This is a genomic window from Amycolatopsis sp. NPDC047767, from assembly GCF_040704195.1.
Lineage (GTDB): Bacteria > Actinomycetota > Actinomycetes > Mycobacteriales > Pseudonocardiaceae > Amycolatopsis.
In genome coordinates, this window is record NZ_JBEYSJ010000018.1 from 1 (window position 1) to 25,907 (window position 25,907).

A 25,907-nucleotide genomic window follows, 5' to 3' on the forward strand; every position below is an offset into this window, starting at 1 on the left:
CACACACCCCCCGGGGGGTGTGGGGACCCCCCCCCCCCCCCCCACGCCGCATTGGGGCGCTCAGGGGAGCAGCAGGGCCGTGAGGACGGCGGCGAGCTCGTCGTAGGAATCGGCGAGCTTCTCGGCCTGGTCGAGGCGGTGTCGTTCCAGCCGTAGCGCGCCCAGGTGGCGGGCGCGGTAGTAGAGCATGCGCCGCCGGGCCTCGGGCGAGGTGCCGAGCGGGCCGTAGGCGTCCCAGAACGCGTCCCGCTCCGCGCCGGGCTTGGCCAGCGCCATGCGGATCGGCCAGTCGGCCTCCGGGTCGCCCCACCAGCTGCGGTCGTGGTCGTAGACGCCGGTGACGCGGAGATCGTCGGTGAGCATCACGTTGATCGTCCAGAGATCACCGTGGAGCAGGCGCGGTTCGGTGACCTCGTCGAGCAGCGCCGAGTCGCGGGCGGCGAGCTTGCCGACCTCGCGCACGTCGCCGGCGTCGAGGCCGCGGTCCTCCAGGTCGAGCGCGTTGTCGGCGAAGAAGGCGACCAGCGCTTCGCTCCACGAGGCGAAGTGCGGTCCCGCGACCGGGCCGAAGCCGGGCCCGCGCACGTCGTGCACCAGGCGCGTCAGGCGGCCCAGCTCGCGGTAGAACGGCGCGCGCTCGGCCGGCGGATACGTCGGCAGCACGTCGGGCCCGGCGCGGCCGGTGAGCACGGCCTGCACCACGTAGTCGCGCGGAAGCACCTCGTGGGTGAAGTCGGCGGCGATCGTGCGCGGCAGCAGGTGCGCGATGGGCGCGAAGTACGGCGCCGCGACGTACTCGTTGCGCATGAACTGCCACTCGGTCCGCGTCTGGCGCGCGGGCTCGGGGGCCACGCGCAGGATCACCGGCCCGTCGGCGAGCTCCACGCGGTAGGTCGTGTTGTAGCCGCCCCAGCCCAGCTCGATCGCGGCGCGCACCACGGTGGCGGGCCCGAACACGCGCTCGCACACGGCTTCGATCTGCTCGGGGCCGAGCTGCTGCTGGAACGCCCCGATCGGGCGGTCGAGGGGGCGGAAGTCCATGGGCTCATCCTGGCAGCCCCGTGAATACTCAGGGCACCGCCAGGCCCTCGCGCCTCAACGACTCCTCGATGCGCAGCCGTTCGAGGTCGCGGTCGATGCCCTCGGGCAGGGACTCGAGCCGGTGCTCGACGCCGACCGCGCGGCAGGCCGTCTGGAGCAGCTCGTCGTAGGCCTGGCGGGTGCCGATGCGGCGGGCCGCCGGAGTGCCGGGCGGGTACGACGCGAGCACGCGGTGCACCCGGCGCAGGTCCGCGGAGAGGCGTTCGACGGGCGGGCCCGCCGGCTGTGGCTGCTCGCGGCGGCGGTCCCGCAGCCAGCGGTAGACGGTGGGAACGCGCAACGCGCACCAGAAGAGCGCCGAGGGGGCGATGCTGACCACGGCGAAGAGGACGAGAGGCCCGGCCACGCTGCCGGTCGCGTCGGCCACGCGTCCAGTGTAAGCCGCGTCACAGGTGATCGCGCCGGCGTTTGCGGGCCTGTCCCGCGAACAGCACGGCCGCGCCCACCGCGAGCAGCACGGCGCTGGCCGCGATGTGCAGCTGCGGGGGCAGCAGGTGCAGCTGCACGAACCAGCTGGGGTTCGTGGAGCCGGCGAGCCGGTTGATGAGCCCGCCGGCCCCCTGGATCACGAGCAGGAGACCGAGCAGCTCGATCACGAGGTCACCTTTTCCTTGCTCGGCTCGTCCTTCTTGCCGAACAGCTCGGTCCACAGCGGGCCGGCGAACAGCCAGATGCCCACGAGACCGCCGAGGCGCGGCAGCCAGTCCCACAGCGGTGCGACCTGACCCGGGCGGCCGATGAGGAAGATCGCGGCGAGCAGCAGCACGGCGGCGATCACGCAGGCCAGCACGCACTTGTACCACTCCCGCCACTCGTGGCGGACCTTTGCCTTGCCCCGCAGTTTCGGTGCGGGCGGCGGGCCGCCGGCGAAGCGGTGGGCGAAGCGCACGTCGGCCCAGCGGACCATGCTCGGGCCGAACACGACGCTGAAGCCCAGGTACACGGCGGCGAGGCCGTGCGAGAGGTTCGGGGTCGTGCCGCTCGCGAGGTCGATGACGGTGGCGACCAGCACCACCAGGTCGATCGCGGGTACGGCGGCCAGCAGCACGGTGCTGAACTTCTTCAGCTTCAGCGGGTAGCGCGCCACCAGGCCGCCCACGAGCACGACCCAGAAGGCCACTTCACCCCCGACGATGAACAGGGTCGCCGGGTTGTCGACGAGGTAGTTCCCGATAGCGTTCATGATCCCCACTGTCCCGCGAAGAACACTGGGGCGAATCGGTGAAGGGCACGATCGGGGGGTCATCACTTAGTAGGACGACCACCAGTGGCCCCTGTGCTTCCATGGGGTCGTGCCGCTGCGAGGAACCCGCGCGCCGGCCCTGTTCAAGCCCCGGGAACTGCCCCCGTGGCAGCAGGACGGCCTCATCGCCCTGTTCGTCTTCGTCGTGGGCCTCGCGCTGTACCTCACCGACGTCTACCGCCTGATCCCCGGCCCCGACCACTTCGGGCTGTGGGTGCGGCTCGTGGAGCTCGCGGTGCTGTGCGGCCTGTCGTTCCTGCGCCGCTGGGTGCCGGGCGGCCTGCTGCTGGCCACGGGCGTGCTCGCGGCCGACCTGGTGCTGAGCCCGTCGCTGCCGGTCGTGGCCGTGTACACCGACTTCCTCTACGCGGCGACGCTCTACGGGTCGCGCCGCATGAGCCGGGTGATGATCGGCGTGGCGGCCACGGCCGCGCTGGGCGTGCTGGTCGCCGCGCTGGCCGTGTCCGCGCAGTGGCGCGTGGCGGTGATCGGCGCGCTCGGGATCCTGCCGTTCCTGCTGGTGCCGGTGTGGTGGGCGGCGAACGTGCGCCAGCAGCGCGACATCGCCACCACCGAACGCGCCAACGCCGACCAGCTGGCGAAGATCGCCGAGCTCGACCGGCGCGCTGCCGTGGCCGCCGAGCGGGCACGGATGGCGCGCGACCTGCACGACGTGATCGCGGGCCACCTCTCGGCGATCGCGATCCAGTCGGAGGCGGCGCTGTCGATGGCCGAGGATCCGAGGATGTCGCGCGCGGTGCTCGAAGCCGTGCGGGAGAACAGCGTGAGCGCGCTCGACGAGATGCGCACGATGATCGGCCTGCTGCGCGCCGCGTCGGAGACCGGTGACGACGAGTACGAGACCACCGCGCCCGCGCGCCTCGCCGAGCTGTCGCGGCTCGTGGAATCCGCACGGGCCACGGGGATGGAGGTCGTCGTCGAATCCACAGTGGACTCCTCGGCCGGCCTGCCCGCCGCCGTCGACCTCACCGCGTACCGGATCGCGCAGGAAGCGCTCACCAACGCGGTGAAGCACGCGCCGGGCGGGCGGGTCGTGGTGGACCTGCGCCGCGACGGCGGCATACTCACCGTCGAGATCGGCAACGAGCTGCGTTCGGCGGCCGCGCGCACCGGTGGCACGGGCCACGGGCTGCTGAGCATGCGCGAACGCGCGAGCGCCGTGGGCGGGACGCTGAGCGCGGGCCCGTCGGGCTCGGACTGGGTGGTCCGCGCCGAGCTGCCACTGGTGGAGGGAAACGCGTGACGGTCAAGGTGCTGGTGGCCGACGACCACGGGGCGATCCGGGCGGGCCTCGTGCTGATCCTGGGCAACGCCGAGGGCATCGAGGTGGTCGGCGAGGCCGCCGACGGCGCCGCCGCGGTCCGGCAGGCGCGGGCGCTGCGGCCCGACGTCGTGCTGATGGACGTGCGCATGCCCGGCACCGACGGCATCACCGCCACGCGCGAGCTCGTCGCCGAGGGACTGGCGCAGGTCCTCGTGCTCACCACGTTCGACCTCGACGAGTACGTGCACGCCGCCCTGCGCGCGGGTGCCGCGGGTTTCCTGCTCAAGTCCGTCGAGGCGCCGCGGCTGATCGAGGCCGTGAAGCTCGTCGCCGCGGGCGAGGGCGTGCTGGCGCCGCAGGTGACGCGCAAGCTCATCACGGCGTTCGCGCAGGCGGCCGGGAAACCCGTCACCGCGCCGTCGGGTCTCGACGACCTGACCGACCGCGAACGCGAGGTGCTGGGCTGCCTGGGCGCCGGCCTGTCCAACGCGGAGATCGGCACCCGCCTGCACATCGGCGAGACGACGGTGAAGACGCACGTGTCGCGCGTGCTCACGAAACTCGACCTGCGCTCGCGCGTGCAGGCCGCGATCCTCGCGCAGGAAGCCGGGTTGGCGCTGGACTGAAGGCGGCGCCGAGCAACCGATCTGCAGGCGGGCCCGTGAGCTTCTAACGTTCTTCCATGGGTGTGCGGAGAACGTTGGACGTGGACGAGGTCCTGAAGCGCCAGGACTCGGGCGAGCTGAAGCGGCGGCTCAGGGGACGCGACCTGGTGGGGTTCGGCGTCGGGATCATCATCGGAACCGGGATCTTCACGCTCGCCGGCGTCGAGGCCAAGACCCACGCCGGCCCCGCGGTCACGCTGTCGTTCGTGATCGGCGCGATCGTGGCCGGGCTCGCGGCGCTCTGCTACGCCGAGCTGGCCTCCAGCGTGCCGACGGCCGGCAGCGCCTACACCTACGCGTTCGCCACGCTCGGCGAGGTGTTCGCGTGGATCATCGGCTGGGACCTGCTGCTGGAGTTCGCGCTCGGCGCCGCCGTGGTGTCGCGCGGCTGGTCCGGGTACCTGGCGAACCTGCTCGGGCTTTCGCCCACGTGGTTCGGCGAGGACGCGAAGGTCAACATCGGCGCGGTGATCATCATCGCGGTGCTGACGGTGGTGGCCGTGCTCGGGATCAAGGAATCCGCGTGGCTGACCAACCTGCTGGTGTGCGTGAAGGTCGCGGTGTGCGTCCTGATCGTCGTGGTGGGCGTGTTCTTCATCAAGGGGGCCAACCTCACGCCGTTCATCCCGCCGGCGCAACCGCCCTCGGGTGGCTCGGGCGTGCTGGAACAGCCGGTGGTGCAGGCCGCGCTCGGGCTCGAGCAGTCGGTGTACGGCATCGCGGGTGTCGTGACCGCCGCGGCCGTGGTGTTCTTCGCCTACACCGGATTCGAGGCGCTGGCCAACCTCGGCGAGGAGACCGTCAACCCGCGCAAGGACCTGCGCGTGGGCATTCTCGGCGCGCTGGCCGTGTGCGCCGTGCTCTACATCGCCGTGTCGATCGTGCTCACCGGCATGATCCCGTTCACCGACATCGACACCGGCGCCCCGCTCGCGGCCGCGTTCGACAGCGTCGGCCAGCACTGGGTCGGCGCGCTCATCTCACTCGGCGCCGTGACCGGCCTGACGTCGGTGATGATGGTGGAGCTGGTGACCATCGGCCGCATCGGCTTCGCGATGGGCCGCGACGGCCTGCTGCCCAAGGCCATCGGCACCACCCACCCGCGCTGGGGCACGCCCCACCGCATGACCATCCTCGGCGCCGTCCTCATCGCGGTGCTCGCCGCGTTCGTGCCGATCTCCGCGCTGTCCGACATGGTCAGCATCGGCGCCCTCTCGGCGATGATCATCGTGGCGGTGGCCGTGCCGGTGCTGCGCAAGCGGCGCCCGGACCTGAAGCGGCCGTTCAGCGTGCCGTTCTCCCCCGTGGTGCCGATCATCGCCGCCGTGGCGTGCTTCTACCTCATGCTGAACCTCGACGTGCTCACCTGGATCCGCTTCGCCGCGTGGCTGGTGCTGGGCCTGCTGATCTACTTCTTCTACGGCCGCAAGCACTCCCGCCTCGCGCCGGGCAACCGGACCGAGACGACGACCTAGGCGAAGCCGGGCCGCAGGCCCGCGCCGGCGACCGCTTCGGCGAGCTCGCCGGCGTGGGCCGCGTCCGCGACGAGCAGCAGGACTCCCGATCCGGCCAGCGCGGCCGTGACCCATTCCACCGGCTGCTCGTGGATCCCGTTGTCCCCCAGCACGGCGTAGGTGTCCACAACGGACAGCACCGTGCCCTCCGCGCCGATCCGGACGCCGGCCACCAGCACGTGGTGGTGCCCGGGCGGACGCCACCGGTTCGTCCACAAGGGAGGGACACCGGTGTGGAGGTAGTCGAGCAGGGCGCGTTCCGGGGTGTCGGGGGAGCCCAGCTCGGCCGGGTCCAGCCGCGCGAGCACCGCCACCCGCGGCAGGTCCCACAGCGCCACCAGCAGGTCGACCAGCGCCTGAGGGGACCACTCCCCCGTCGCCGGGACGACCCGCAACCGCCGGTCCGACAACGCTTCCACGGCATCGGCCAGTGCTTCCGGCTCGGTACCGGCCGTCGCGGGGTCGCACGGGACGGGCAACCGGAAGTCGGCCCGGCTCTTCGCCCCGGCCGGTGGTTCGCCCGGCGCGCGGACGGTGCCGGCGGCCACGGCGACCTCGTCCTGGTCCGCCACGGCGCAGCCGGCCGCCCGCAGCACGGCCAGCGCCGCGAAGGCGGCCGAGAGCCCGTCCTTCTGCGGCAGCTCGGCGCGCGCTTCGGCGATGAGCCGCGCGGCGCCGGGCAGCCAGTGCACGGCGGAGAGCTCGGCCACGCGGTCAGTACCGCCAAGCGTGGGCCGCGACGATGTCCTCCGGCGTGCGGTCCGCGGCCCACGCCGCGTCGGACGCGCGCACCGCGCGGAAGGCGCCCAGGAGCTCGTCGCCGAGGGCGCCCGAGACGCGGGGCGACGCGAGCAGCGCCGCGGCCTGGTCTGCGGGGTTCGCCGGCAGCGGCAGGACACCGCGGGTCTCGCGCTCGCCCGCCGTCCAGCCGCCCGGGTCCTCGGCAATCGGCTCGGGCAACGGAGCGCCGTCCTCGATGCCGGCCATCCCCGCGGCCAGCACGACCGCCAGCGCGAGGTACGGGTTGGCCGACGCGTCGGAGGTCTTGAGCTCGACGTTCGCGTGGTCCGGGCCGAGCAGCGGCGAATCCGGCACGTAGCGCAGGGGCGCTTCGCGGTTCTCCACGCCCCAGAACGCATAGGCGCCGGCGAAGTAGCCCGGGCGCAGCCGCATCGTCGAGGGCACGCTCGGGGCCGTGACGGCGGTCAGCGCGGGCAGATCGCGCAGCAGGCCGCCGAGGTAGGCGGCGCCCTCGTCGACCGGCTGTCCTTCGCCCGCGAGCAGGTTGCGGCCGCGGCGGCGCACGGAGGTGTGCAGGTGCCAGCCGTTGCCGGCGGCCGCGAGGCTGACCAGCGGCGCGAAGCTCACGGCGAGGCCGTGGGCGTGCGCGGCGGCGTGGATGGTCTGGCGGGCCAGGAGCTGGTCGTCCGCGGCCGACACGGGGTCGGTGGCCGCCAGCGACAGCTCCAGCTGGGCCGGGCCGTACTCGGCGTGCAGCTGGCCGATCTCCAGGCCGTTGGCGGCGAAGTCGTGCAGCAGCGCGGCGACGAAGCCGTCGAGGCCGACGAGCGCGTGCGGGCTGTAGGCGGGGCCGGGGTGCCCGGGAGCCGCGACGACGTCGGTGGCGCCGGCGGGTGCCACGGCGAACTCGAGCTCGTAACCGGCCTGGAACTCCAGCCCACGCCGGCCCGCCTCCGCGACCTGGCGCTCCAGCACCGAGCGCTGGCAGTACGGCCAGGGCGAGCCGTCGGCGGCGACCTGCCGCGCGGGCGCCCAGGCGAGCGCGGGCTGGCCGGCGAGGCGGCGCAGGCGGTCCAGCACCGGCACGAGCCGGATGTCGCCCGACGGCGTCGCCAGGCCCGCGTGGCCGTAGGTGATGGCGTCGTGGCTGTCGAACACGGCGAACAGCGAGGTCGCGCCCACGCCGCGGGCGGCGGCGCCCGCGAGGCCGTGGATGGGCACGATGCGCGAGCGCGGAATGCCGTTGTTGTCGGCCCAGGAGAGGTGGACCCCGCGCACCCCGGACAGGGCCAGGTCCTTCGCGACCGCCGACGCCGCCTTGGTCATCGCCACCTCCGGGGTTCGGGTCAGTATCGCGGCTCGGCCGGCGCGTCGCCGGGCTCGTCCCTGCGGCGCAGCGCGACCCCGGCGACCACCGCGAGCGTGCCCAGCGCCTCCGGCAGGCTCGGCACCTGCGCGAGCAGCGCGTACCCGGTGACGCCGGCCGTGACCGGGAGCAGCGCCAGCAGCACCGCGAAGCCGGCGCGGCCCACGCGCCGCAGCACGAACTGGTCGAGCACGTAGGGCACCACCGTCGACAGCACGCCCACACCGATGCCGAGCAGCAGCATACGTGGCGAAGACCACACCTCACCGGTGCCGAGCGCCAGTGGCGAGAGCACGACCGTGGCCACGGCGAAGCCCACCGCCAGGCTGTCCACGCCGTCGCCGGCCACCGCGACGCGCTTGCCGAGCACGATGTACCCGGCCCACGCGGCCGCGGCGGCCAGGGCGAACCCGACGCCCAGCGCGCCGCCCTCCAGCCGCACGTCCGCGATCGCGACGACGCCGACGGCCACCAGCGCCAGCGCGCCGAGATCGCGGCGCGTGCGCGACCCGACGGCCGCCACGACCACGGGCCCGGCGAACTCCAGCGCCACGACCGTGCCGAGCGGGAGGCGGGCGATGGCCTCGTAGAAGGCCACGTTCATCACCGCGGTGACCACGCCGAACGCGGCCGCGAGCAGGAACCGCCGGCCCCGCCACACGGCGCGGGCGGGCCGGCGCCACGCGAGCAGCACCACGGCGGCGCCCAGGCAGCGCAGCCAGGCGACCCCCGACGGGGAGGCGTGCCCGAAAAGCCCGACCGCGATGGCCGCCCCGGCATACATCGAAATTCCGCTGAGAACGAACAAGACCGGGGCCGGAATGGCCGTCGCGCGTTTTCCGGATAGTGCAGAACCCACTCCCGCATGGTGCCTGACCTCGGAAAACGGCTACGCACGGGCACCCTTGTCCTAAGGAGCGGGACGGGACTACGACAACTGGGGTAATTCGGCGTGACACAGGTCCCACCGGTGCGGGAACACTTGCGGGCCGCGAAACGTCTGGAACAGTGGAAGCACGAACACCGCGGAGCCGGAGGCGATCCCGCCGAGGGCATCACTTCCGAAGTGGGCGTAGCTGGATCGAGGTACTGGGCGACCAGTACCGGGACGGAGGGAGACCCCCATGACATCACCCACGCTCACCCGCCCCGAATTGACCGCCGCCGACCGATGCGACCGGTGCGGGGCTGCGGCTCAGGTACGCGCCGTCCTCAGCTCCGGAGGCGAGCTGCTCTTCTGCGGGCACCACGCCCGTGAGCACGAGGCCAAGCTCAAGGAACTGGCCGCGGAGATCCAGAAGTAGGGGTCTCGAAGACCACGCCGGGACGAACGTCTCGGCCCGAAGGCGGCAGGTGCCCGATGCACCTGCCGCCTTCGGCGTTTCGAGACCCATTCGCGGTGAAACCGAGACCCCGGCCACTTCGCCACTTGCAACTTCGCGTTTTGCACCGGGTGCTGAATTGACAATTCCTGTCCGGTCCGAAACCGCGCCGAAACCGAATACCGGGCACTTCCGTGGCAAACGCCACACCCGGCAATTCCCGGTGGGCAATCGCGTCGCCTAGACCGTGTCGAGGACGACCTCGAACGCCACCTCGGCGGCGCCCAGCAGCTTCACGTCGGCGCCCAGCGCCGAGCTCACGATCCGCGTCCCGCCGACGGCCCGGCTGACCAGGCTGCGGCGGCGGACCTCGGCGGCCACGGCGCGGATCACCGAGTCCGGCAGCACCGTGAGCAGGTCGCCCAGCACGACGAGCTGCGGGCCCAGCAGGTTGATCACGTTGACGAGCCCGATCGTGAGCCACTCGGCGAACTCCGCGAGCCGGGAGAGCGCCGCCTCGGGGTCGCGGGCCAGCTCCCGCAGCTCGAACAGGATCGCACCCCGCGCGGTGTCCTCCGGCAGTCCCAGGGCCCGGCACAGGGCCGCCTCGCCGATCTCGGTCTCCCAGCAGCCGCTGCTGCCGCAGTAACAGGCGCGTCCGCCCGGGCGGACGACCATGTGGCCGATCTCCCCGACATACCCCGCGCCGCCCCGCAGCGACGAGCCCTGGGCGATGACCCCGCCACCGACACCGACGTCGGCGGACACGTACACGGCGTCGGACGACCCGCGGGCCGCGCCACGCAGGTGCTCGGCGACGGCGCCCAGCTCGGCGTCGTTGCCGACCAGCACGGGGATGCGCAGCACGCTGGACAGGCGCTCGCCGAGGGCGACGTCGGTCCAGCGCAGGTTCGGCGCCTCGTGCACGTGGCCGTCGGCACGCCGCACGACCCCGGGCACCGACACCCCGACGGCCACGGGCGTGACCCCGAGGTCGCCGGCCAGCACGGCGGTCGACTCGATGACGTGCGTGATCACCTCGTCGGCCTCGCGCATCCGGCCGCGCAGATTCCAGCTGTTGCGGCCGAGGATCTGGCCGCCCAGCCCCACGAGCGCGATCGCCACGTGCTCGACCTGCAGGTCGACCGCGAGCACGACCGCCGCGTGCGGCTGGGGCAGGACCAGGAGCGAGGGGCGGCCCGCCCCTCGTCCCGGCCTCGGCACCTTCTCCTCGACGACGCCCGCTTCCGCGAGCCCGTCGACGAGGGTCTTGATCGTGCTCCGGTTGAGCCCCAGCTCCGCCGCCAGGGTCGCCCGGGTGCTCGGCCCGCCGACGTGCAGCAGACGGAGCAGGGTCGTGCGGTTGTGCCGGCGCACCTCGTCGGGTCGTGCGACGGACGAGCTCGTCACCGGCTTGAACGTGGCATCGGGCGTCAGCGTGCCGACGCAGCCGCTCGGCGCCGCGACAGCGCGTCGACGGTGGCCGCGAGCAGCAGGACGAGACCGGTGACGATGTTCACGACGGCCGCGGACTGCTGGAGCAGGCCCAGGCCGTTGTTCACGATCGCCAGCACGGCACCACCGATGACCGCGTCGATGATCCGGCCCTTGCCGCCGAACAGCGACGTACCGCCGATGACCGCCGCACCCACCGCGAACAGCAGCGTGTTGAGGCCACCGGACTGCGGGTTGACCGAGCCGATCTTCGACGAGTACACGATCGCGCCGATCGCCGCGAAGGTCGAGCTGATCACGAACACGCTGGTGCGCAGCTTCGCCACGTTGATACCGGCGCGGCGGGCGGCTTCCTGGTTGCCACCGACGGCGTAGAGGTGCCGGCCGTAGCGCGTGCGGTTGAGCACGTAGGTGCCCGCGAACAGCAGCACCAGCACGATCGGGACCACGTACGGAACGCCGTCGATCACCACGAGGTTGCTGGACGAGCGGTTGATCGTCAGCAGGTACGTGGCGACGGCGGAGATGACCACCACCACGCCGACCTTGAACAGCACGATCGGCGTCGGCTGCACCACGAGGCCGCGTTTGAGCCGGGTGAAGTGCTGCCCCAGCGCGATGACCGCGTAACCACCGGCGGCGACGAGGAACATGATCCAGCTGCCCAGCACCGACAGGTTGCCGTTGGCCACCGCGTTGAGGGTGTCGCTCGTGCTGATCGGCAGCGTGCCGCCCTCACCGATGAACTGCAGGATCACGCCCTGCCACACGATGAACAGGGCCAGGGTCACGACGAACGACGGCATGCCGATCTTCGAGACGAGGAAACCGGTGATGCAGCCGATCGCGGTACCCGTGGTGATCGCGATGATCATCTCGAGCCACGCGTTCTGCGGAGCTCCGATCAGGATCACGACGATGCCGATGAGCGAGACCGCGGCCCCGGCCCAGATCCGCTGCAGCAGGGCGAGGATCACGGCGATCGCGAGCACCGCGATGAACGTGACGAAAACGCCGCCACCCATCGAGCCGAGCAGGTTGCCGTTGCGCACGTAGTGCAGCGCCATCAGCGAGGCGGCCACACCGGAAGCGGTACCGGCCGACAGGTCGATCTCGCCGAGCAGCAGCACGAAGACGATGCCCATCGCGATGATCGTCTGGCCCGCGCCCTGCGCGAGCAGGTTCGCGATGTTGCGCAGGGTGAAGAAGTCGCTCGAGAGCGAGCTGAACAGGATCGCCAGCACGATCACGCCGAGCACGGCGGGAACGGAGCCGAGCTGGCCGTCCTTGAGCCGCGCGAAGTAGTCCTTGATCGCCTCGCCCGTCGACATCGACGTGGTGTCGATGCCGAAGTCGGCGATCGCGTTCGCCGAGTCCGGCTTGGCGGACTTGGCAGGGGTCTCAGTCATGGTCGGTTCTTTCTCGTTGCTCACAGCACGACGTGTTCGGGGCGGGCCAGGCCGAGGTCACCCGACCGGCCGGAGGTGATCAGCTCGACCACCTGGTTGGTCGTCACGTCCTTGGTCTGCACCTCCGCCACCAGACGGCCCAGGTACAGCACGTCGATGCGGTCGGCGACCTCGAACACGTCGGCCATGTTGTGGCTGATCAGAACCACGCCGAGGCCCTGCTCGGCGAGCCGGCGCACCAGGTCGAGGACCTGACGGGTCTGCGCGACACCGAGTGCGGCGGTCGGCTCGTCGAGGATCACGACCTTGCTGTTCCACAGCACCGACTTGGCGATGGCCACGGTCTGGCGCTGTCCACCGGAGAGCGCGGAGACGGGCGTGCGCACCGACTTCACGGTGCGCACCGACAGGGAGGCCAGCGTTTCGCGCGCGGCCTTCTCCATGCTGGCCTCGTCGAGCAGCCACTGGCTGCCGCGCTCGCGGCCGAGGAACATGTTCTGCACGATGTCGAGGTTGTCGGCCAGCGCGAGGTCCTGGTACACGACCTCGATGCCGAGCTCGGCCGCGTCCTTCGGGCTGCTGATGTGAGCCTGCTTGCCGTTGAAGGTCACGGTGCCCGTGTCGGAGGGGTAGATGCCGGCGATGCACTTGACCATCGTCGACTTGCCGGCGCCGTTGTCGCCGACGAGCGCGGTGACTTCGCCCGCACGCACGGCGAAGTCCACGTCGTAGAGGACGTGGACGGGGCCGAAGCTCTTGTTCAGACCTTTGATGTCGAGAATGGGCTCGCTCATGGGGTTCGCTGTTCTTTCGCGTGGGTACCGGGCCGGGACGCGTAGTCGGGGTACGCGTCCCGGCCCGGCTGCTGGGTTGGTGCTACGCGGTGCGGATCAGCTGATGCCGGCCGCGGTGCACTTGGCGGCGAGGTCGCCGGTGCAGACGTCCGAGGCCTTGACGTAGCCCTGCTGGATGACCGTCTTGATGTCGTTGACCTCGATCAGGGTCGGGTTGAGCAGAACCGACTTCAGGTCGCGGTTGTTCTTCGGGTCGTGCAGCGTGCCCGTGGCGATGGCGTCGGCAGCGGCCTTGTCACCCTTGGCCAGCGCGGCGGCCAGCTTGGCGGTGTTGTCGGCCTCTTCCTTGATCGGCTTGAAGATCGTCAGCAGCTGGTCGCCGCGCAGGATGGCCTGCAGGCCGGCCGCGGTGGCGTCCTGGCCGGTCACGGGGACCTTGCCGTTGAGGCCGTTCTTCTTCAGCACGGTGATGACCGCGCCCGCGAGCTCGTCGTTCGCCGCGACGACGCCGTCGACCTTGCCGCCGACGCGGGTGAAGATCTGCTCGAAGGTCGTGCCACCGACCTGCGGGTCCCAGTCGTTGATCGGCTGCTTCTGGACCAGCGTCAGCGCGCCCGACTGGTACAGCGGCTTGAGGACCTTGTCGTGCCCGTCGCCGAACAGCGTCGCGTTGTTGTCCGTCGGGGCGCCCTCGATCTGGACGACCGCAGCACCCTTCTTGTCCTTCAGCGCGTCCGCCATGCCCTGCGCCTGCAGCTCGCCGACCTTCTCGTTGTCGAACGAGACGTAGTAGTCGGCCGAACCGCCGAGGCTCGGGCGGTCGTAGTCGATGACCGGGATGCCCGCGGTCTTCGCCTTGGCCTCGATCGCGGCACCGACGGCCGGGTCGGACGGGGCGATGATCAGGACCTTGACGCCCTGGCTGATGAAGCCGTCGGCGAGGGTCGAGAACTTCTGGTTGTCGCCCTGGGCGTTCTGGATGTCGGCGCTGAAGCCCTGGGCCGAGAGAGCGGCCTGGAGCATCGGCTTGTCGAACGCCTCCCACCGGGCGGAGGTGGCGGTCTCGGGCAGGATCACGCCGACCTTGCCGTTGGCGCCGCCACCGGCGGGAGCGGAAGCCGAGCCGGAGGCGGAGCTGTCCCCCGTGCCCCCGGAGTTCGAGTTGGCACCGCACGCGGTCAGCACCAGGCCGGCGCTCACCGTGGCGGCAAGGAGGGTAAGGGTTCTGCTGCGCATCCTCGTTCCTTCCGGATCATGCTCGCGGGGCGGTGATCCGGAAGACCCGGCGCACCGACGCGCATATGTTGTGGCCGACAACATATGCCGCTGAGCAGCTTCGCGGAAGATAGCTGGATCGATTAAATGACACCAATTGGACACGGTTCTGCAACACGGCCCGAACACAGCCCGGAAAGGGTAAATCCACTGACGGAGTGATCGCCAGTGCGCACCGAGCGTGACGAGATCGACTTCGCTGACTCTTCGTGAGCTGAACGCCCCTTGGCGCCCCAGCGGAGTCCCCCGGACACGTTCGGTGCGCAAATCCCGTTACGCGCAGCCGATCCACGCGCCACGCTCAGGCGGGCAGGATTCGGGCACCGGCCGGGCCATCGCGCGGGTCGGCCCCGCTCCGGGTCCCCCGGACGGTCGCCCGGGACCCTCGAACGGAGCAAGCGTCACCAGGAACGCAGCGTGACGATCCGCTCTTCGAGCTGCTCCACCGTCGCCATGGCGGTCGGCGGGCCGCCGCACACCCTGCGTAGCTCGTTGTGGATGGCGCCGTGGGCCTTCTTCGTGCGGTGGTGGTAGACGCCGACCAGCGCGTTGAGCTCCTTGCGCAGCGAACCGAGGCGCTCGCTCACCGACTGGGGCCGCGCGGGCGCCGGAGCGGCCTTCTCGGCCTCCGGCTTGCGGCGGTTGGCGTCCGAGAGCTGCTCCTCCTGCCGCTTGCGCAGCAGGGCGCGGACCTGGTCCGGTTCGAGCAGCCCGGGCAGGCCGAGGTACTCCTGCTCCTCGTCGGAGCCGGAGAAGACGGCGGTCCCGAACGAGTTACCGTCGTAAATCACCTGATCGAGCTCAGCCGAGGCGCCGAGCGAGGTGAACGCCTTCTCCTCTTCGCCCGGTTCGTCCTCCGTGCGGTTGGCCTGGGCGAGCAGCTCGTCCTCCCAGCCGTCCTTCTCGCGGTGGGGCTTGCCGAGCACGTGGTCGCGCTGCGCCTCAAGCTCGCTCGCGAGCTCCAGCAGCACGGGCACGCTGGGCAGGAAGACGCTCGCCGTCTCGCCCTTCTTCCGGGCCCGCACGTAGCGGCCGATGGCCTGCGCGAAGAACAGCGGGGTCGACGCGCTGGTGGCGTACACGCCGACCGCCAGGCGCGGCACGTCGACGCCTTCGGAGACCATGCGGACGGCCACTATCCAGCGCTCGTTGGTCTCCGAGAACTCCTTGATGCGGCCCGACGCCTTCGGGTCGTCCGACAGCACCAGCGTCGGCATCTCCCCCGAGATGCGCTGCAGGATCTTCGCGTACGCGCGCGCCGACTCCTGGTCCGTCGCGATCACCAGGCCGCCCGCGTCCGGCACGCCCTGGCGCACCTGCGACAGCCGCGTGTCGGCCGCCTGCAGCACCGCGGGGATCCACTCGCCCGACGGGTCCAGCGCGGTGCGCCACGCGCGCGCGTTCTGCTCGGCCGTGAGCGGCTCGCCCAGCCGCGCGGTGAACTCCTCGCCCGCGCTGGTCCGCCACGAGGCCTCGCCGGAGTAGGCCAGGAACACGACCGGCCGGACCACGCCGTCGGCCAGCGCGTCGGCGTAGCCGTACGAATGATCGGCCTTGCTGCGCTGGAAGCCACCTGCGTCGGGCTCGTAGGTGACGAACGGGATGGCCGAGTCGTCACTGCGGAACGGGGTCCCGGTCAGCGCCAGCCGCCGGCGTGCGGGGGTGAAGGCCTCACGCACCGCGTCGCCCCACGACTTCGCGTCGCCGCCGTGGTGGACCTCGTCGAGGATGACCAGCGTCTTGCGGTTCTCGGTGCGCACGCGGTGCAGCGTCGGGTGCGCGGCGACCTGCGCGTAGGTGACGGCGACGCCGAGGTAGTCCGACGACGTGACACCCGTGGTGTTGCGGAAGTTCGAGTCGATCGGGATCCCGGCCGCCGCGGCCGAGGCCGCCCACTGGTGCTTGAGGTGCTCGGTCGGCGTGACGATCGTGACCGCCTCGATCGTGCGGTCCGACAACAGCTCGGCGGCGATGCGCAGACCGAACACGGTCTTGCCGGCGCCGGGCGTCGCGACCGCGAGGAAGTCCTTCGGCTTGCTCGAGAGGTACTTCGTGAGCGCCCGGCGCTGCCACGCGCGCAGCGGTCGCGCGGTCGAGTCCTTCTCGGCGGGTGGTGCCCCGAGGACCCCCTGCGTCGTCGTCTCGGACAACCTCGCTCACCCCCTCCCCGGGCCGCGAACCGCGGCCGTGACGTGCGAAAACCCCCACTGTGGTACCGGCTTCGACGCCGGCGACTGCGGTGAGGGCACTTCGGGCAGCTTACCTTCCGGGCACCGCGGCGCCCGCCACCGCCACGGGTGGTGTCACCCGACACGCCCGGAGAGGGGACCCGCGACGAGCCAAATTCCCGCGAATGGACCATGCTGGGACCCACCATGGGTGAGGTGAGACCGGACGCCGGGGCGGCGACGGCGACGAAGACGGCACGCAAAGGGCCGTGGCGCCTCATCACGCGCACCTTCGCCAAGGCCTGGGACGGCAACATCTTCTCCGAGGCCGCCGAAGCCGCCTTCTGGCAGACGCTCTCGCTCCCGCCCCTGCTGCTCGGGCTGCTGGGCAGCCTCGGTTTCGTCGGCGAGTGGTTCGGCCAGGGTGTCGTCACGGCCGTGCACGACCGCATCATCACGTTCTCCCGCACCATCTTCAGCACGAACGCGGTGCAGGAGATCATCGAGCCGACGGTGAACAGCATCCTCACGGTCGGCAAGGGCGAGATCGTGTCGGTGGGCTTCGTCATCTCGCTGTGGGCGGGTTCGTCGGCGATGTCGTCGTTCGTCGACGCCATCACCGTCGCCCACGACCAGTACGGCGTGCGCAACGAGGTGTGGCAACGGATCTTCGCGCTGCTGCTGTACCTGTGCGGGCTCGTGATCCTCGTCGTCGGGCTGCCGCTGCTGGCGATCGGACCGGACCTGCTGCCGGAGTTCTTCCCCGTCGCCTGGCGCGACACGGTGTCGGCGTGGGTCGGCACGCTCTACTACCCCGTACTGGGCGTGATGATCGTGCTGGCGCTGACCACGCTGTACAAGCTGGCGCTGCCGCGGCGGCTGCCCTGGCACCGCGGGCTGCCGGGCGCGGTGCTCGCGATGCTCGTGTTCCTGGTCTCCAGCATCGGGTTGCGCATCTACCTCAACTGGATCACCAAGACCGGCTACACCTACGGCGCGCTCGCCGCGCCGATCGCGTTCCTGCTGCTGATGTTCTTCATCGGCCTGGCCGTGGTCGGCGGCGCGTACTTCAACAGCGCGATCCAGGAACTGTGGCCCGCCAAGGCGACCCGGCGCCAGCGCCGCAAGTGGCGCCGGCTGGAGATGGAGCGGGCCAACGAGCGCATGCGGGCAGAGGAGGGGCGCACGCTCTGGGACCGCACCACGATCCCGTTGCGGCGCCCCAAACGCGCCGCGGACGCCGACCCCGAAGAGCCGCCCGGGGAAGCGGTTCCGGAAGAGGACGCGGCAGGCGAACGGCCCGAGCGGTCCGGTCACGTCGAGGACGCCGATGCCGACGCCGTGCGCAAGCTGCCGTGAAGGGCACCCCGGTTCCGTAGCGGTGCCCTTCCCGGCCTTGGCTCAGCCCTGCCGGAACCGCCAGGTCTTGCTGTCCACCGCGATGCAGACGCTCGGCGACATCACGATCACGCGCAGGGTGCTGTCGCGCTCGTCGAAATCGATGCCCTCGACCTCGAAGGTGCCGCTGCAGCCGCTCTGCAGCGGCAGCCGGCCCAGAGACGTCACGTGGCCGGTCACGTCGGAGCCCGAGAGCGGCGCGCCGAGGTCGACCTGCAGGAGCGGCTTGGTGGCGCCGAAGAGGCTGCCGTCGGGGTCGTCGGAGGCGCACATCAGGCGCGTGGCCGTGACGAAGTCGCAGCCCTGCACATCACGGACCTGGTGGTCGAGGCGGATCGCGGAGGCGTAGGGCAGGTTCTGCGACGGGTCGGTGAACGCCACGCCGGGCATCGGGTGCACGAGGAGGCGGTCCATCGTGCCCCACTCGCCGGCCACCAGCCACCGCGCGTCGGGCGAGACGGCGGCGAACGAGTTGTTGCTCGCCTCCCACGGCTCCAGCGCGTGCTTGTAGTCGGTCTGCGTGCCGTCGGGCGCCTGCACGCGGAAGAGCTTCGCGCCGCGGTCGTCGCGCTGGTAGGGCTCCACGTACCAGCCCTGCGCCGAGCCCGGGTCGCCGACGTGGTTCCAGCCCTGCACGGCCAGCCCGACGTCGACCGTGGAGACGCCGGTGTAGCGGATGGTGGTGCCCGACGGGCGGACGATCGTGGCGAGGCCCTGGCTCTCGTCGAGCGGGCGGGCGCGGTCGGACCCGACGGCGGTCCACCCGGTGACGGCCTGGGCGAGCCCCGGCACGGCGGCCGCGAGCACCACGACGAGGGCGAGGACGATCCCGGTTCTGCGCATGTGGAGGTCTCCTGCTGCGGGAAGGAACTGGCGGGATCGCAGATCTACCAGTTCTTCCCCGGCTCCACAGCCACCGGGTGAATGATTTTCACGTTTGTCCGCCCGGGCGTGCCTGCGCGGCCACGCCCGGGGCGGGTCGTCGGGGCCTGCCTGCCTACTCGTCCCCGCCGGGGCGGAGGCCGTCGTAGATCTCCTTGCAGGCCGGGCAGACCGGGGAACCCGGCTTGGGCGACTTCGTGACCGGGAAGACCTCGCCGCAGAGCGCCACCACGTGCGTGCCCATGACCGCGCTCTCGGCGATCTTGTTCTTGCGCACGTAGTGGAACATCTTCGGGGAGTCGTCGTCGGTCGACTCGGTGCTGTCGGTCTCCGGCTTCGTCAGCGTCTCGGTGCTCACGCGTCCATCATGCCTCAGTCGCGCGGGTGCCGGAATCTCCGGCCGCGGGACTAGGGTCAGGGCACCCAGGGGCACTCACGGGCACCGACGGCGGGAGCCGCGTCATGGACGGACCGACCGCGACCAGGCCGCACATGCCGGGCTACGGCATCGCCCCCGCTTCGGCCGGGCTGCTGCCGTGGCGCTGGGCCGACGAGCGGTTGCGCGCCTCCCACGACTACTGGCTCGCCACGGTGACCGCCGCGGGCCTGCCCCACCTCATGCCCGTGTGGGCCGTGTGGACCGGCGAGGTGCTGTGGTTCTCCTCGTCGCTGCGCTCGGTGAAGGCGCGCAACGTCGCGGCCGGCTCGGCCGTGTCCGTCGCGACGGAGGACCCCGAAGAGCCCGTGGTGCTCGCGGGCCCGGCCGAGGTCGTCACCGAGGCCGACGAGATCCGGGAGTTCCTCGACGCGATGAACGCCAAGTACGGGACGGCGTACGGCATCGACTTCCTCGACCCGGCCGTGAACGCGTCCGTGCGGGTGCGGCCCGAGACGGTGTTCGCCTTGCGGGAGAAGAACTTCACGACCTCGCCGACACGATGGGAGTTCACGCCGTGACCACCTGGGGCACCGCGGTCGCGCACGCCGGCGGCGACGAGGACGTGGCCCGGGAAGCCTGGCGCGACCTCGAAGCGCGCTACGGCGAACCACACCGGCACTACCACGACCTCGCCCACGCCACGGCCGTCGCGCGGGACAGCGCCGTCCTGACCGAAGGCCTCCCCGAAGCCGAACGCGCCGCCGTCACACTCGCCGCGTGGGCGCACGACGTGGTCTACGACGCCGTGCCGGGCGAGGACGAACGCGCGAGCGCCGGCTGGCTGCGCCACTGGCTCACCCGGGCGGGCGCCGGCGCGCAGCACGTCCGGCGTGCCGAGGTTCTCGTGCTCGCCACCGCGGCCCACGAAGCCCCGGAAGACGACGAAGCGGCCACCGCCCTGCTCGACGCCGACCTCGCGATCCTGGGCGCGACCCCCGCGGCCTACGCCGAGTACGCCGCCGCCGTCCGCCGCGAGTACGCGAAGTACGACGACCCGGCGTGGGCCGCCGGGCGGACGGCGGTGCTGGCGAACCTGCTGGCCCGGCCCCTGCTGTACCGCAGCGAAACCGCGCGGGCACGCTGGGAGACGGCCGCGCGGCGCAACCTGACGGCCGAGCTGACCCGCTGGCGGGAGCACGCCGGCGATCACCGATGATGTCCGTCCGTGACCACACAACTCTTCCTCCACGAGGAGGTCGCCTCGGCGTTGCGTGACGGCCACCCCGTCGTCGCCCTCGAGAGCACCATCCTGTCGCACGGGCTGCCCCACCCCCGCAACCTCGACGTCGCCCACCGCCTGGAGCAGGTCGTGCGCGAAGGCGGTGCCGTGCCGGCCACGATCGCCGTGCTCGACGGACGTCCGGTGATCGGCCTGTCGCCCGCGGAACTGGAGCGCGTCTGCGCGCCCGGCGCCGGACTGGACAAGCTCTCGCTGCGCGACCTCGGCCCGGCCGTCGGCCTCGGCCGCTCGGGCGCGACCACCGTGGCGGGCACGTCGGCGCTGGCCGCCGCGGCCGGGATCGGCGTCTTCGCCACCGGGGGCCTCGGCGGGGTGCACCTCGGCGCGGCGCAGAGCTGGGACGTGTCGGCGGACCTCGGTGTGCTCGCGAAGGTGCCGACGGTCGTGGTGTGCTCCGGCGTGAAGTCGGTGCTCGACATCGCGGCGACGCTGGAAGTGCTGGAGACCAACTCCGTGCCGGTGCTGGGCTACCGCACCGACGAGTTCCCCGCGTTCTACCTCCGCTCGTCGGGCCACCCGGTCGGCTGGCGCGTGGACGACGCGAAGGAAGCCGCCGCCGTGATCGCCGCGCACCGCGCGTACGCGGATTCCGGTGTGCTGCTCACGAATCCCATCCCGGAAGAGTCCGAAATGGACCGTGAACTCCACGACCGGCTGCTGGCCGACGGGCTCGCGAAGCTGCGCGACGGCGGCGTGCACGGCTCCGACGTGACCCCCGCGCTGCTGGAGCACTTCCACACCGCGAGCGGCGGTGTGAGCATCGACGCGAACGAAGCCCTCGTGCTCAACAACGCGAAGCTGGCCACCGAGGTCGCCGTCGCGCTGGCGGTGCGGGCGTGACCGGCATCGTGGTGGTCGGCGACGCCGGCCTCGACGTGGTCGCCCGGCACGACGAACCGCTCCCCCACGGCGGCGACGCCCGCGCGCAGATCCGCTTCACCGGCGGCGGCGCCGGCGCGAACACCGCGCTGTGGCTGCGTTCCCTGGGCGCCGACACCACGCTGGTGGCCCGCATCGGCGACGACTCCGGCGGCCGGCTGATCAAGGCCGAGCTGGAGGCGACGGGCGTTCGCTGCGCGTTCGCGGTCGACCCCGAGGCGGCCACGTGCTGCGTCGTCGTGATGATGGACGCCGAAGGACAGCGCAGCATGCTCGCCGACCGCGGTGCGAACAAACGCTTCCGGCCCGAGGACGTGACCCCGGAGGCGCTGGCCGGCGCGAGCCACCTGCACCTGTCGGGCTACGTGCTGCTCGACCCGTCTTCCCGGCCCGCCGGCCTCGCCGCTCTGGCGGCGGCGAAGGCGGCCGGGCTCACCACGTCGGTCGATCCCCAGGCGGCCGCGCACATCCACGACCCGGCGGCGTTCCTCGACGACGTGCGCGGCACCGACCTGCTCATGCCCAACACCGAGGAACTGGTGGCGCTCACGGGTTCGGCCGATCCGCTGTCGGCCAAGGAGCTGCTCGGCACCGTCGGCGCGGTCGTGGTGACGGCGGGCCTCGGCGGCGCCGCCTGGGTCGACACCCACGGCGTGACCACCGTGCCCGCGGTCGAAGCCGACTGCGTGGACTCCACGGGCGCCGGCGACGCGTTCGACGCCGGTGTCCTCACCACCTGGCTCGCCGGACAGTCCACTGTAGACGTACTGCGCGCGGGGACGCGACTGGGCGCGCTGGCCGTGAGCCGCCTCGGCCCCCAGCCCGGGTGAAGCCGCCTGCTCGTGAGTGCTGTCCGGAAGTCCCGCGGCAGCACTCACGAGAACGGGTCAGCCGTCGATCACCCGGTGTTCGCGGTTCTCGATCTGCTTCGCCTCCCGCTCGTAGCGGTTGACGTTCTGCGTCTTGCGCGGCGGCCGGTCGTTGGCGATCAGCACCGCGATCCACGGCAGCGGCACGGAGATCACGAGGAACGTGACCGCGAGCCACCACGTGTGGTAGGTCAGCCCGGCCAGGATCAGGCACGGAATGCGGCACACCATCATGATGATGTACTTCTTCTTGCGCGCGGCCAGCTGATCTTCGTAGGACGGTTCTGCCTCGGTGATCAGCACCGGGGCCGGGCGGGGATCGGAACCTCGGGCGGGCTCGTTCACAGCACCACCTCCACCGTTCATGCTCCCACTCCGGGCCGTCATCCGACACCCGGGTGGGACATCCGTGACAACGCGGCGACGACGAGCGTTTCGACGCCCGCGCGCAGCGTCGGGTGCAGGATCGGCGCGAAGCGCGGCGAGTGGTTCGACGGGATGTCGGTCTCGAAGCGGCCCTCGGTCATCGCCGTGATCACCTCCTGCGGCTCGAAGCCCCCGACCAGCCAGAACACCGACGGCACCCCGGCCGCCGCGCCGAACTCGCCGAAGTCCTCGCTGCCGGTCACGAGCGGTGCGGGCAGCACGGTGCCTTCGGCGAAGTGCCCGCGGAAGACCTCGGTGAGCTCGTCGGAAGCGGTTTCGTCGTTCGAGGTCGCCGGGTAGGAGTTGAGCAGCTCGACCGTCGGCGGCTTCGGTGCGTTCGCGCCCACGGCCTCGGCGTTCACGATGCGTTCGATGGCCGCGCGCAGCCGCAGCAGCACCGCGTCGTCGAAGGCGCGGGTGTTGACTTCGAGCACGGCGTCGTCGGCGATGACGTTGCCGACCGAGCCGACGTGCAGCGAGCCCACGGTGACCACGGCCGGTTCGGTGGCCGCGACCTCGCGGGAGACCACCGTCTGCAGCTTGAGCACCACCGAGGCCGCCATCACGGCCGGGTCCACGGTGGTCTCGGGCCGCGAGCCGTGGCCGCCGCGCCCGTGCAGCGTGATGCGCAGGGTGTCGGACGCCGCCATGAGCACACCCGGTCTGGTGAGGACCCAGCCGGCCGGGCCGGGCACGAGGTGCTGGCCGAAGACGACGTCGGGGCTCCCGGCCAGGTCGAACAGGCCGTCGGCGATCATCTCGGACGCCCCGCCGTTGCCCTCTTCCGCCGGCTGGAACACGACCAGCAGCGTGCCGGACCACTCCTCGCGCCCGGCGGCGAGCAGGCTCGCGGCGCCCGAGAGCCAGGTGGCGTGCATGTCGTGCCCGCAGGCGTGCATCACGGGCACGTCGTTGCCCGCCTCGTCGACGCCGCGCGCGGTGCTCGCGTACTCGAGGCCGGTCTTCTCCTCGACCGGCAGCGCGTCGATGTCGGCGCGCAGCATCACCGTGGGGCCTTCGCCGTTGCGCAGCACGCCGACCACGCCGGTGCGGCCGACGCCGGGGTGGACCTCGAACCCGTCGGCGCCGAGCCGGCGCGCCAGCTCGGCCGCGGTGCGGGTCTCGGCGAACGCCAGCTCGGGGTGGCGGTGGAAGTCGACGTAGAGCGCCTCGAGGCCGGGCAGGGCCGCGGCGAGCGGGGCGAGGACACGTTCGACGGGATGGGAGGTCACGGAACCCATCGTGGCAGGCTTACCCACCGTGAGCACGAACACGCCTCTGCCCGACCTGTCCGACGACGTCTGCGCGCGGTTGCGCGAGGCCTTCCGGCGCGCCGAGTACGACGCCGACGGGGTGGTCGACGCCCTCGGTGGCGCGGCCCACGCGGCGCTCGGCCGCGGCGAGCCCGAGCCCGCCCGGCGCGCGAGCCTCGACGCGGGCGACCTCGGCACGCTCGTGCGGCTGTTCCTCCTCGGCCTCACCGAGCCCGAAAAGTCCGTGGAGTCCGCTTTTTCGCCGCTGACCCCGGAAGCCGCCGTCGCCGCGGGCATCCTCGCCGCCGACACGGACGGGTACAAAGCCGCCCTGGACATCCGCCCGCACGGCGACGAGGAGGGCTCGTGGTGGGTCGTGGCCGACCTCGACGCCGACATGCTCGGCCACGCCGTGCCCGAGGACCACGTGCTCGGCGTCGGCCACGCCTCGCTCAGCCTCATCCGCGCCACCAGCCGGCGCCCGGTCGGCACCCTGCTCGACGTCGGCACCGGCAACGGCGTGCAGGCCCTGCACGCCACGCGCCACGCCCAGCGCGTGACGGCCACGGACGTCTCCGCGCGGGCGCTGGCGCTGGCCGCCGGCACGTTCCGGCTCAACGAGCTCGACGTGGAGCTGGTGCGCGGCGAGTGGTTCGCGCCGGTCGCGCGGCGCCGGTTCGACCAGATCGTGTGCAACCCGCCGTTCGTGGTCGGACCACCGCGCGTGGACTACACCTATCGCGACTCGGGCCTGGCCGGCGACGACGCCAGCGCGCTCGTCGTGCGCCAGCTGCCGGGGTTCCTCAACGACGGCGGCACGGGGCAGCTGCTGGCTTCCTGGCTCCACACGGGCGGTGAGGACTGGGCCGATCGGGTGGCGCGCTGGCTGCCGGCGGAGACGGACGCCTGGTTCGTGCAGCGCGACGTCGCCGACCCCGCGCTGTACGTGGGCACCTGGCTGCGCGACGAGGGCATCGACCCGCGCTCGCCCGAAGGCCGCGTGAAGGCCGCCGCCTGGCTCGACTGGTTCACCGAGAACCGCGTGCAGGGCATCGGCTTCGGCTTCGTCACGCTCCGCCGCGCGGCCGGGAAGACGCCGACCGTGGTGTGCGAAGACCTGCGCCAGGCCTACGACGACCCGCTCGGCCCGGAGGCCGCGAACTGGCTCGACCGCGTCGACTGGCTGCGCACGCACGGCGACGAGCTCATGGAGACCGCCTTCCGCGTGCCCGACAGCGTGCTGCTGGAACGCGTCGACTCCCCCGGCGACGAGGGCTGGGAGACCACCGTGCGGCGCCTGCACCGCACCGACGGACCCGGGTGGCAGCACGAGGTCGACGAGCTCGCCACGCGGCTGCTGGCCGGCTGCCGGGGCGTGCTGGCGCTGGAGGACCTCGTGGAGCTGCTGGCGGCCGCGCAGGGCCTCGACCCGGCCGAGCTGGCCGCCGCCGCGCTGCCCGTGGTGCGGGAGCTCGTGCGGCACGGGATGCTCGTGCCGGCCGGCTCTTCGACGTCGCGGTGAGGGCCGTCGCGGCGCGGGTCACCCGGGCGAGTGTCACGGTCGAGGAAGAGGTGATCGGCGCGCTCGAAGAACCGGGACTGTTGGTGCTGCTGGGAATTCACGCCGACGACGATCGGGTGAAAGCGGCGACGATGGCGCGCAAGCTCCACGAACTGCGGATCCTGCGCGACGAGCAGTCCTGCGCGACCGCGGGCGCGCCGTTGCTGGTGGTGTCCCAGTTCACGCTCTACGGCGACACGCGCAAGGGCCGCCGGCCGTCCTTTGTCGCCGCCGCGCGCCCGGAAGTGGCCGAGCCCCTGGTGGACGCGGTAGTGCTGGAGTTGCGTGACCGCGGGGCATCCGTGGCCACCGGGCGCTTCGGCGCGATGATGGCGGTGGAGAGCGTGAACGACGGTCCGTTCACCGTTCTCGTCGAGGTCTAGACCACTTCCGCTGCGCCGCTCTCGGTGCCCGGGAACGTATCCGGGCACCGAGTGGTTCACCTCATGCGCGGATTCTCATGGAATTCTCATGATTATTCCCGCTGTGGCGCGCTTCTCAGCAAAAGCTCAGTTTTGGTGGAGCAACCGGTCGACGGGTGTGCCCGTCCTTTCTTCAGCGAGCCGGGAACGTTTTGGAAACCCGACGCGTTACCACAAGTGTCCAGCTAAGCCGGCTGGGC

27 protein-coding genes are annotated in these 25,907 nt (G+C 71.9%); 11 read left to right on the top strand and 16 right to left on the bottom strand.

Annotated elements, in window-relative coordinates:
- Nucleotides 1-60 precede the first annotated feature (60 nt).
- Genes AB0878_RS28790 through AB0878_RS28805 form a run of 4 tightly spaced genes read right to left on the bottom strand, consistent with a single transcriptional unit; the run spans nt 61 to nt 2,284 of the window.
- The gene (locus AB0878_RS28790; RefSeq protein ID WP_366583349.1) at nt 61-1,041 is read right to left on the bottom strand and encodes an aminoglycoside phosphotransferase family protein; all 981 of its coding nucleotides are present in this window, start codon (nt 1,039-1,041) and stop codon (nt 61-63) included.
- A 28-nt stretch (nt 1,042-1,069) separates the two neighbouring features.
- Nucleotides 1,070-1,468, bottom strand: a complete 399-nt coding sequence (locus tag AB0878_RS28795) for a hypothetical protein (RefSeq protein ID WP_366583350.1) — start codon at nt 1,466-1,468, stop codon at nt 1,070-1,072.
- 19 nt (nt 1,469-1,487) lie between these two features.
- Nucleotides 1,488-1,697 (bottom strand): hypothetical protein, encoded by a 210-nt coding sequence (locus AB0878_RS28800; RefSeq protein ID WP_364174377.1) that lies wholly within the window; start codon nt 1,695-1,697, stop codon nt 1,488-1,490.
- Complete coding sequence (locus tag AB0878_RS28805; protein ID WP_366583351.1) at nt 1,694-2,284, bottom strand: hypothetical protein; 591 nt, start codon at nt 2,282-2,284, stop codon at nt 1,694-1,696. The genes AB0878_RS28800 and AB0878_RS28805 overlap by 4 nt, the downstream gene beginning before the upstream one ends.
- 109 nt (nt 2,285-2,393) lie before the next feature.
- Here AB0878_RS28805 and AB0878_RS28810 point away from each other — a divergent pair, with 109 nt between their 5' ends.
- The 3 genes from AB0878_RS28810 to AB0878_RS28820 are packed head-to-tail and all read left to right on the top strand — an operon-like array spanning nt 2,394 to nt 5,769.
- Complete coding sequence (locus tag AB0878_RS28810; protein ID WP_366583352.1) at nt 2,394-3,608, top strand: histidine kinase; 1,215 nt, start codon at nt 2,394-2,396, stop codon at nt 3,606-3,608.
- Nucleotides 3,605-4,255 carry a response regulator transcription factor gene (locus tag AB0878_RS28815; protein WP_366583353.1) on the top strand — a complete coding sequence of 217 codons (651 nt, stop codon included), beginning with the start codon at nt 3,605-3,607 and terminating at the stop codon, nt 4,253-4,255. The genes AB0878_RS28810 and AB0878_RS28815 overlap by 4 nt, the downstream gene beginning before the upstream one ends.
- Before the next feature lie 56 nt (nt 4,256-4,311).
- A complete protein-coding gene (locus tag AB0878_RS28820) occupies nt 4,312-5,769 on the top strand; it encodes an amino acid permease (protein WP_366583354.1) in 1,458 nt (485 codons plus the stop codon).
- Here AB0878_RS28820 and AB0878_RS28825 read toward each other — a convergent pair.
- From AB0878_RS28825 to AB0878_RS28835, 3 genes are read right to left on the bottom strand one after another with little or no spacing between them, the layout of a single operon-like run.
- A complete protein-coding gene (locus tag AB0878_RS28825) occupies nt 5,766-6,518 on the bottom strand; it encodes a hypothetical protein (protein ID WP_366583355.1) in 753 nt (250 codons plus the stop codon). The two genes, AB0878_RS28820 and AB0878_RS28825, sit on opposite strands and share 4 nt — an antisense overlap.
- 4 nt (nt 6,519-6,522) lie before the next feature.
- Complete coding sequence (locus tag AB0878_RS28830) at nt 6,523-7,875, bottom strand: glutamine synthetase family protein (protein ID WP_366583356.1); 1,353 nt, start codon at nt 7,873-7,875, stop codon at nt 6,523-6,525.
- A gap of 20 nt (nt 7,876-7,895) precedes the next feature.
- Nucleotides 7,896-8,699 (bottom strand): EamA family transporter, encoded by an 804-nt coding sequence (locus tag AB0878_RS28835; RefSeq protein ID WP_366583357.1) that lies wholly within the window; start codon nt 8,697-8,699, stop codon nt 7,896-7,898.
- 340 nt (nt 8,700-9,039) lie between these two features.
- Here AB0878_RS28835 and AB0878_RS28840 point away from each other — a divergent pair, with 340 nt between their 5' ends.
- Nucleotides 9,040-9,219: a hypothetical protein gene (locus AB0878_RS28840; protein WP_204090267.1), complete on the top strand. Its 180-nt coding sequence runs from the start codon at nt 9,040-9,042 to the stop codon at nt 9,217-9,219.
- A 258-nt stretch (nt 9,220-9,477) separates the two neighbouring features.
- Here the strand turns inward: AB0878_RS28840 and AB0878_RS28845 are convergent, their stop codons facing one another.
- The 5 genes from AB0878_RS28845 to AB0878_RS28865 form a co-directional block, all read right to left on the bottom strand.
- Entirely contained in the window at nt 9,478-10,647 is a 1,170-nt protein-coding gene (locus tag AB0878_RS28845) for an ROK family transcriptional regulator (protein WP_366583358.1), read from the bottom strand.
- 23 nt (nt 10,648-10,670) lie between these two features.
- Nucleotides 10,671-12,101, bottom strand: a complete 1,431-nt coding sequence (locus tag AB0878_RS28850; RefSeq protein ID WP_366583359.1) for an ABC transporter permease — start codon at nt 12,099-12,101, stop codon at nt 10,671-10,673.
- Nucleotides 12,102-12,121: 20 nt separating this feature from the next.
- Entirely contained in the window at nt 12,122-12,895 is a 774-nt protein-coding gene (locus AB0878_RS28855; RefSeq protein ID WP_285969003.1) for an ATP-binding cassette domain-containing protein, read from the bottom strand.
- 96 nt (nt 12,896-12,991) lie between these two features.
- A complete protein-coding gene (locus AB0878_RS28860) occupies nt 12,992-14,131 on the bottom strand; it encodes a substrate-binding domain-containing protein (RefSeq protein ID WP_366583360.1) in 1,140 nt (379 codons plus the stop codon).
- A gap of 440 nt (nt 14,132-14,571) precedes the next feature.
- Nucleotides 14,572-16,320, bottom strand: coding sequence for a DEAD/DEAH box helicase (locus tag AB0878_RS28865; RefSeq protein WP_366583361.1), 1,749 nt, complete (start codon nt 16,318-16,320; stop codon nt 14,572-14,574).
- A gap of 225 nt (nt 16,321-16,545) precedes the next feature.
- Between AB0878_RS28865 and AB0878_RS28870 the strand changes: the two genes are divergently transcribed.
- Nucleotides 16,546-17,697 carry a YihY/virulence factor BrkB family protein gene (locus tag AB0878_RS28870; RefSeq protein ID WP_366583362.1) on the top strand — a complete coding sequence of 384 codons (1,152 nt, stop codon included), beginning with the start codon at nt 16,546-16,548 and terminating at the stop codon, nt 17,695-17,697.
- A gap of 42 nt (nt 17,698-17,739) precedes the next feature.
- On the opposite strand, the gene AB0878_RS28875 is transcribed toward AB0878_RS28870, so the two are convergent.
- Together AB0878_RS28875 and AB0878_RS28880 are read right to left on the bottom strand one after the other, a co-directional pair.
- Complete coding sequence (locus AB0878_RS28875) at nt 17,740-18,579, bottom strand: hypothetical protein (protein ID WP_366583363.1); 840 nt, start codon at nt 18,577-18,579, stop codon at nt 17,740-17,742.
- Nucleotides 18,580-18,733: 154 nt separating this feature from the next.
- Nucleotides 18,734-18,976, bottom strand: coding sequence for a DUF3039 domain-containing protein (locus AB0878_RS28880; RefSeq protein WP_366583364.1), 243 nt, complete (start codon nt 18,974-18,976; stop codon nt 18,734-18,736).
- 104 nt (nt 18,977-19,080) lie between these two features.
- Between AB0878_RS28880 and AB0878_RS28885 the strand changes: the two genes are divergently transcribed.
- The 4 genes from AB0878_RS28885 to AB0878_RS28900 are packed head-to-tail and all read left to right on the top strand — an operon-like array spanning nt 19,081 to nt 22,006.
- A complete protein-coding gene (locus AB0878_RS28885) occupies nt 19,081-19,575 on the top strand; it encodes a pyridoxamine 5'-phosphate oxidase family protein (RefSeq protein ID WP_366583365.1) in 495 nt (164 codons plus the stop codon).
- Nucleotides 19,572-20,213: a hypothetical protein gene (locus AB0878_RS28890; protein WP_366583366.1), complete on the top strand. Its 642-nt coding sequence runs from the start codon at nt 19,572-19,574 to the stop codon at nt 20,211-20,213. Before AB0878_RS28885 ends, AB0878_RS28890 begins: the two co-directional genes overlap by 4 nt.
- Before the next feature lie 9 nt (nt 20,214-20,222).
- A complete protein-coding gene (locus AB0878_RS28895; protein ID WP_366583367.1) occupies nt 20,223-21,137 on the top strand; it encodes a pseudouridine-5'-phosphate glycosidase in 915 nt (304 codons plus the stop codon).
- Nucleotides 21,134-22,006: a carbohydrate kinase family protein gene (locus AB0878_RS28900; RefSeq protein WP_366583368.1), complete on the top strand. Its 873-nt coding sequence runs from the start codon at nt 21,134-21,136 to the stop codon at nt 22,004-22,006. Before AB0878_RS28895 ends, AB0878_RS28900 begins: the two co-directional genes overlap by 4 nt.
- 57 nt (nt 22,007-22,063) lie before the next feature.
- Here the strand turns inward: AB0878_RS28900 and AB0878_RS28905 are convergent, their stop codons facing one another.
- Both AB0878_RS28905 and AB0878_RS28910 read right to left on the bottom strand, forming a co-directional pair.
- A complete protein-coding gene (locus tag AB0878_RS28905) occupies nt 22,064-22,411 on the bottom strand; it encodes a DUF3099 domain-containing protein (protein WP_366583369.1) in 348 nt (115 codons plus the stop codon).
- A gap of 17 nt (nt 22,412-22,428) precedes the next feature.
- Nucleotides 22,429-23,712 (bottom strand): amidohydrolase, encoded by a 1,284-nt coding sequence (locus tag AB0878_RS28910; protein ID WP_366583370.1) that lies wholly within the window; start codon nt 23,710-23,712, stop codon nt 22,429-22,431.
- 19 nt (nt 23,713-23,731) lie between these two features.
- On the opposite strand from AB0878_RS28910, the gene AB0878_RS28915 reads away from it, so the two are divergent.
- Both AB0878_RS28915 and dtd read left to right on the top strand, forming a co-directional pair.
- Nucleotides 23,732-25,246, top strand: a complete 1,515-nt coding sequence (locus tag AB0878_RS28915) for a class I SAM-dependent methyltransferase (protein ID WP_366583371.1) — start codon at nt 23,732-23,734, stop codon at nt 25,244-25,246.
- Nucleotides 25,243-25,668: a D-aminoacyl-tRNA deacylase gene (dtd, locus tag AB0878_RS28920; protein WP_366583372.1), complete on the top strand. Its 426-nt coding sequence runs from the start codon at nt 25,243-25,245 to the stop codon at nt 25,666-25,668. The genes AB0878_RS28915 and dtd overlap by 4 nt, the downstream gene beginning before the upstream one ends.
- The last annotated feature ends 239 nt before the right edge of the window (nt 25,669-25,907 follow it).

Coding starts and splice junctions, on each gene's coding strand:
- AB0878_RS28820 (WP_366583354.1), top strand. CDS start 4,312: ATGGGTGTGCGGAGAACGTTGGACGTGGACGAGGTCCTGAAGCGCCAG.
- AB0878_RS28850 (WP_366583359.1), bottom strand. CDS start 12,101: ATGACTGAGACCCCTGCCAAGTCCGCCAAGCCGGACTCGGCGAACGCG.
- AB0878_RS28790 (WP_366583349.1), bottom strand. CDS start 1,041: ATGGACTTCCGCCCCCTCGACCGCCCGATCGGGGCGTTCCAGCAGCAG.
- AB0878_RS28875 (WP_366583363.1), bottom strand. CDS start 18,579: ATGCGCAGAACCGGGATCGTCCTCGCCCTCGTCGTGGTGCTCGCGGCC.
- AB0878_RS28860 (WP_366583360.1), bottom strand. CDS start 14,131: ATGCGCAGCAGAACCCTTACCCTCCTTGCCGCCACGGTGAGCGCCGGC.
- AB0878_RS28870 (WP_366583362.1), top strand. CDS start 16,546: ATGGGTGAGGTGAGACCGGACGCCGGGGCGGCGACGGCGACGAAGACG.
- AB0878_RS28835 (WP_366583357.1), bottom strand. CDS start 8,699: ATGTATGCCGGGGCGGCCATCGCGGTCGGGCTTTTCGGGCACGCCTCC.
- AB0878_RS28830 (WP_366583356.1), bottom strand. CDS start 7,875: ATGACCAAGGCGGCGTCGGCGGTCGCGAAGGACCTGGCCCTGTCCGGG.
- AB0878_RS28805 (WP_366583351.1), bottom strand. CDS start 2,284: ATGAACGCTATCGGGAACTACCTCGTCGACAACCCGGCGACCCTGTTC.
- AB0878_RS28840 (WP_204090267.1), top strand. CDS start 9,040: ATGACATCACCCACGCTCACCCGCCCCGAATTGACCGCCGCCGACCGA.
- AB0878_RS28905 (WP_366583369.1), bottom strand. CDS start 22,411: ATGAACGGTGGAGGTGGTGCTGTGAACGAGCCCGCCCGAGGTTCCGAT.
- AB0878_RS28910 (WP_366583370.1), bottom strand. CDS start 23,712: ATGGGTTCCGTGACCTCCCATCCCGTCGAACGTGTCCTCGCCCCGCTC.
- AB0878_RS28855 (WP_285969003.1), bottom strand. CDS start 12,895: ATGAGCGAGCCCATTCTCGACATCAAAGGTCTGAACAAGAGCTTCGGC.
- AB0878_RS28885 (WP_366583365.1), top strand. CDS start 19,081: ATGGACGGACCGACCGCGACCAGGCCGCACATGCCGGGCTACGGCATC.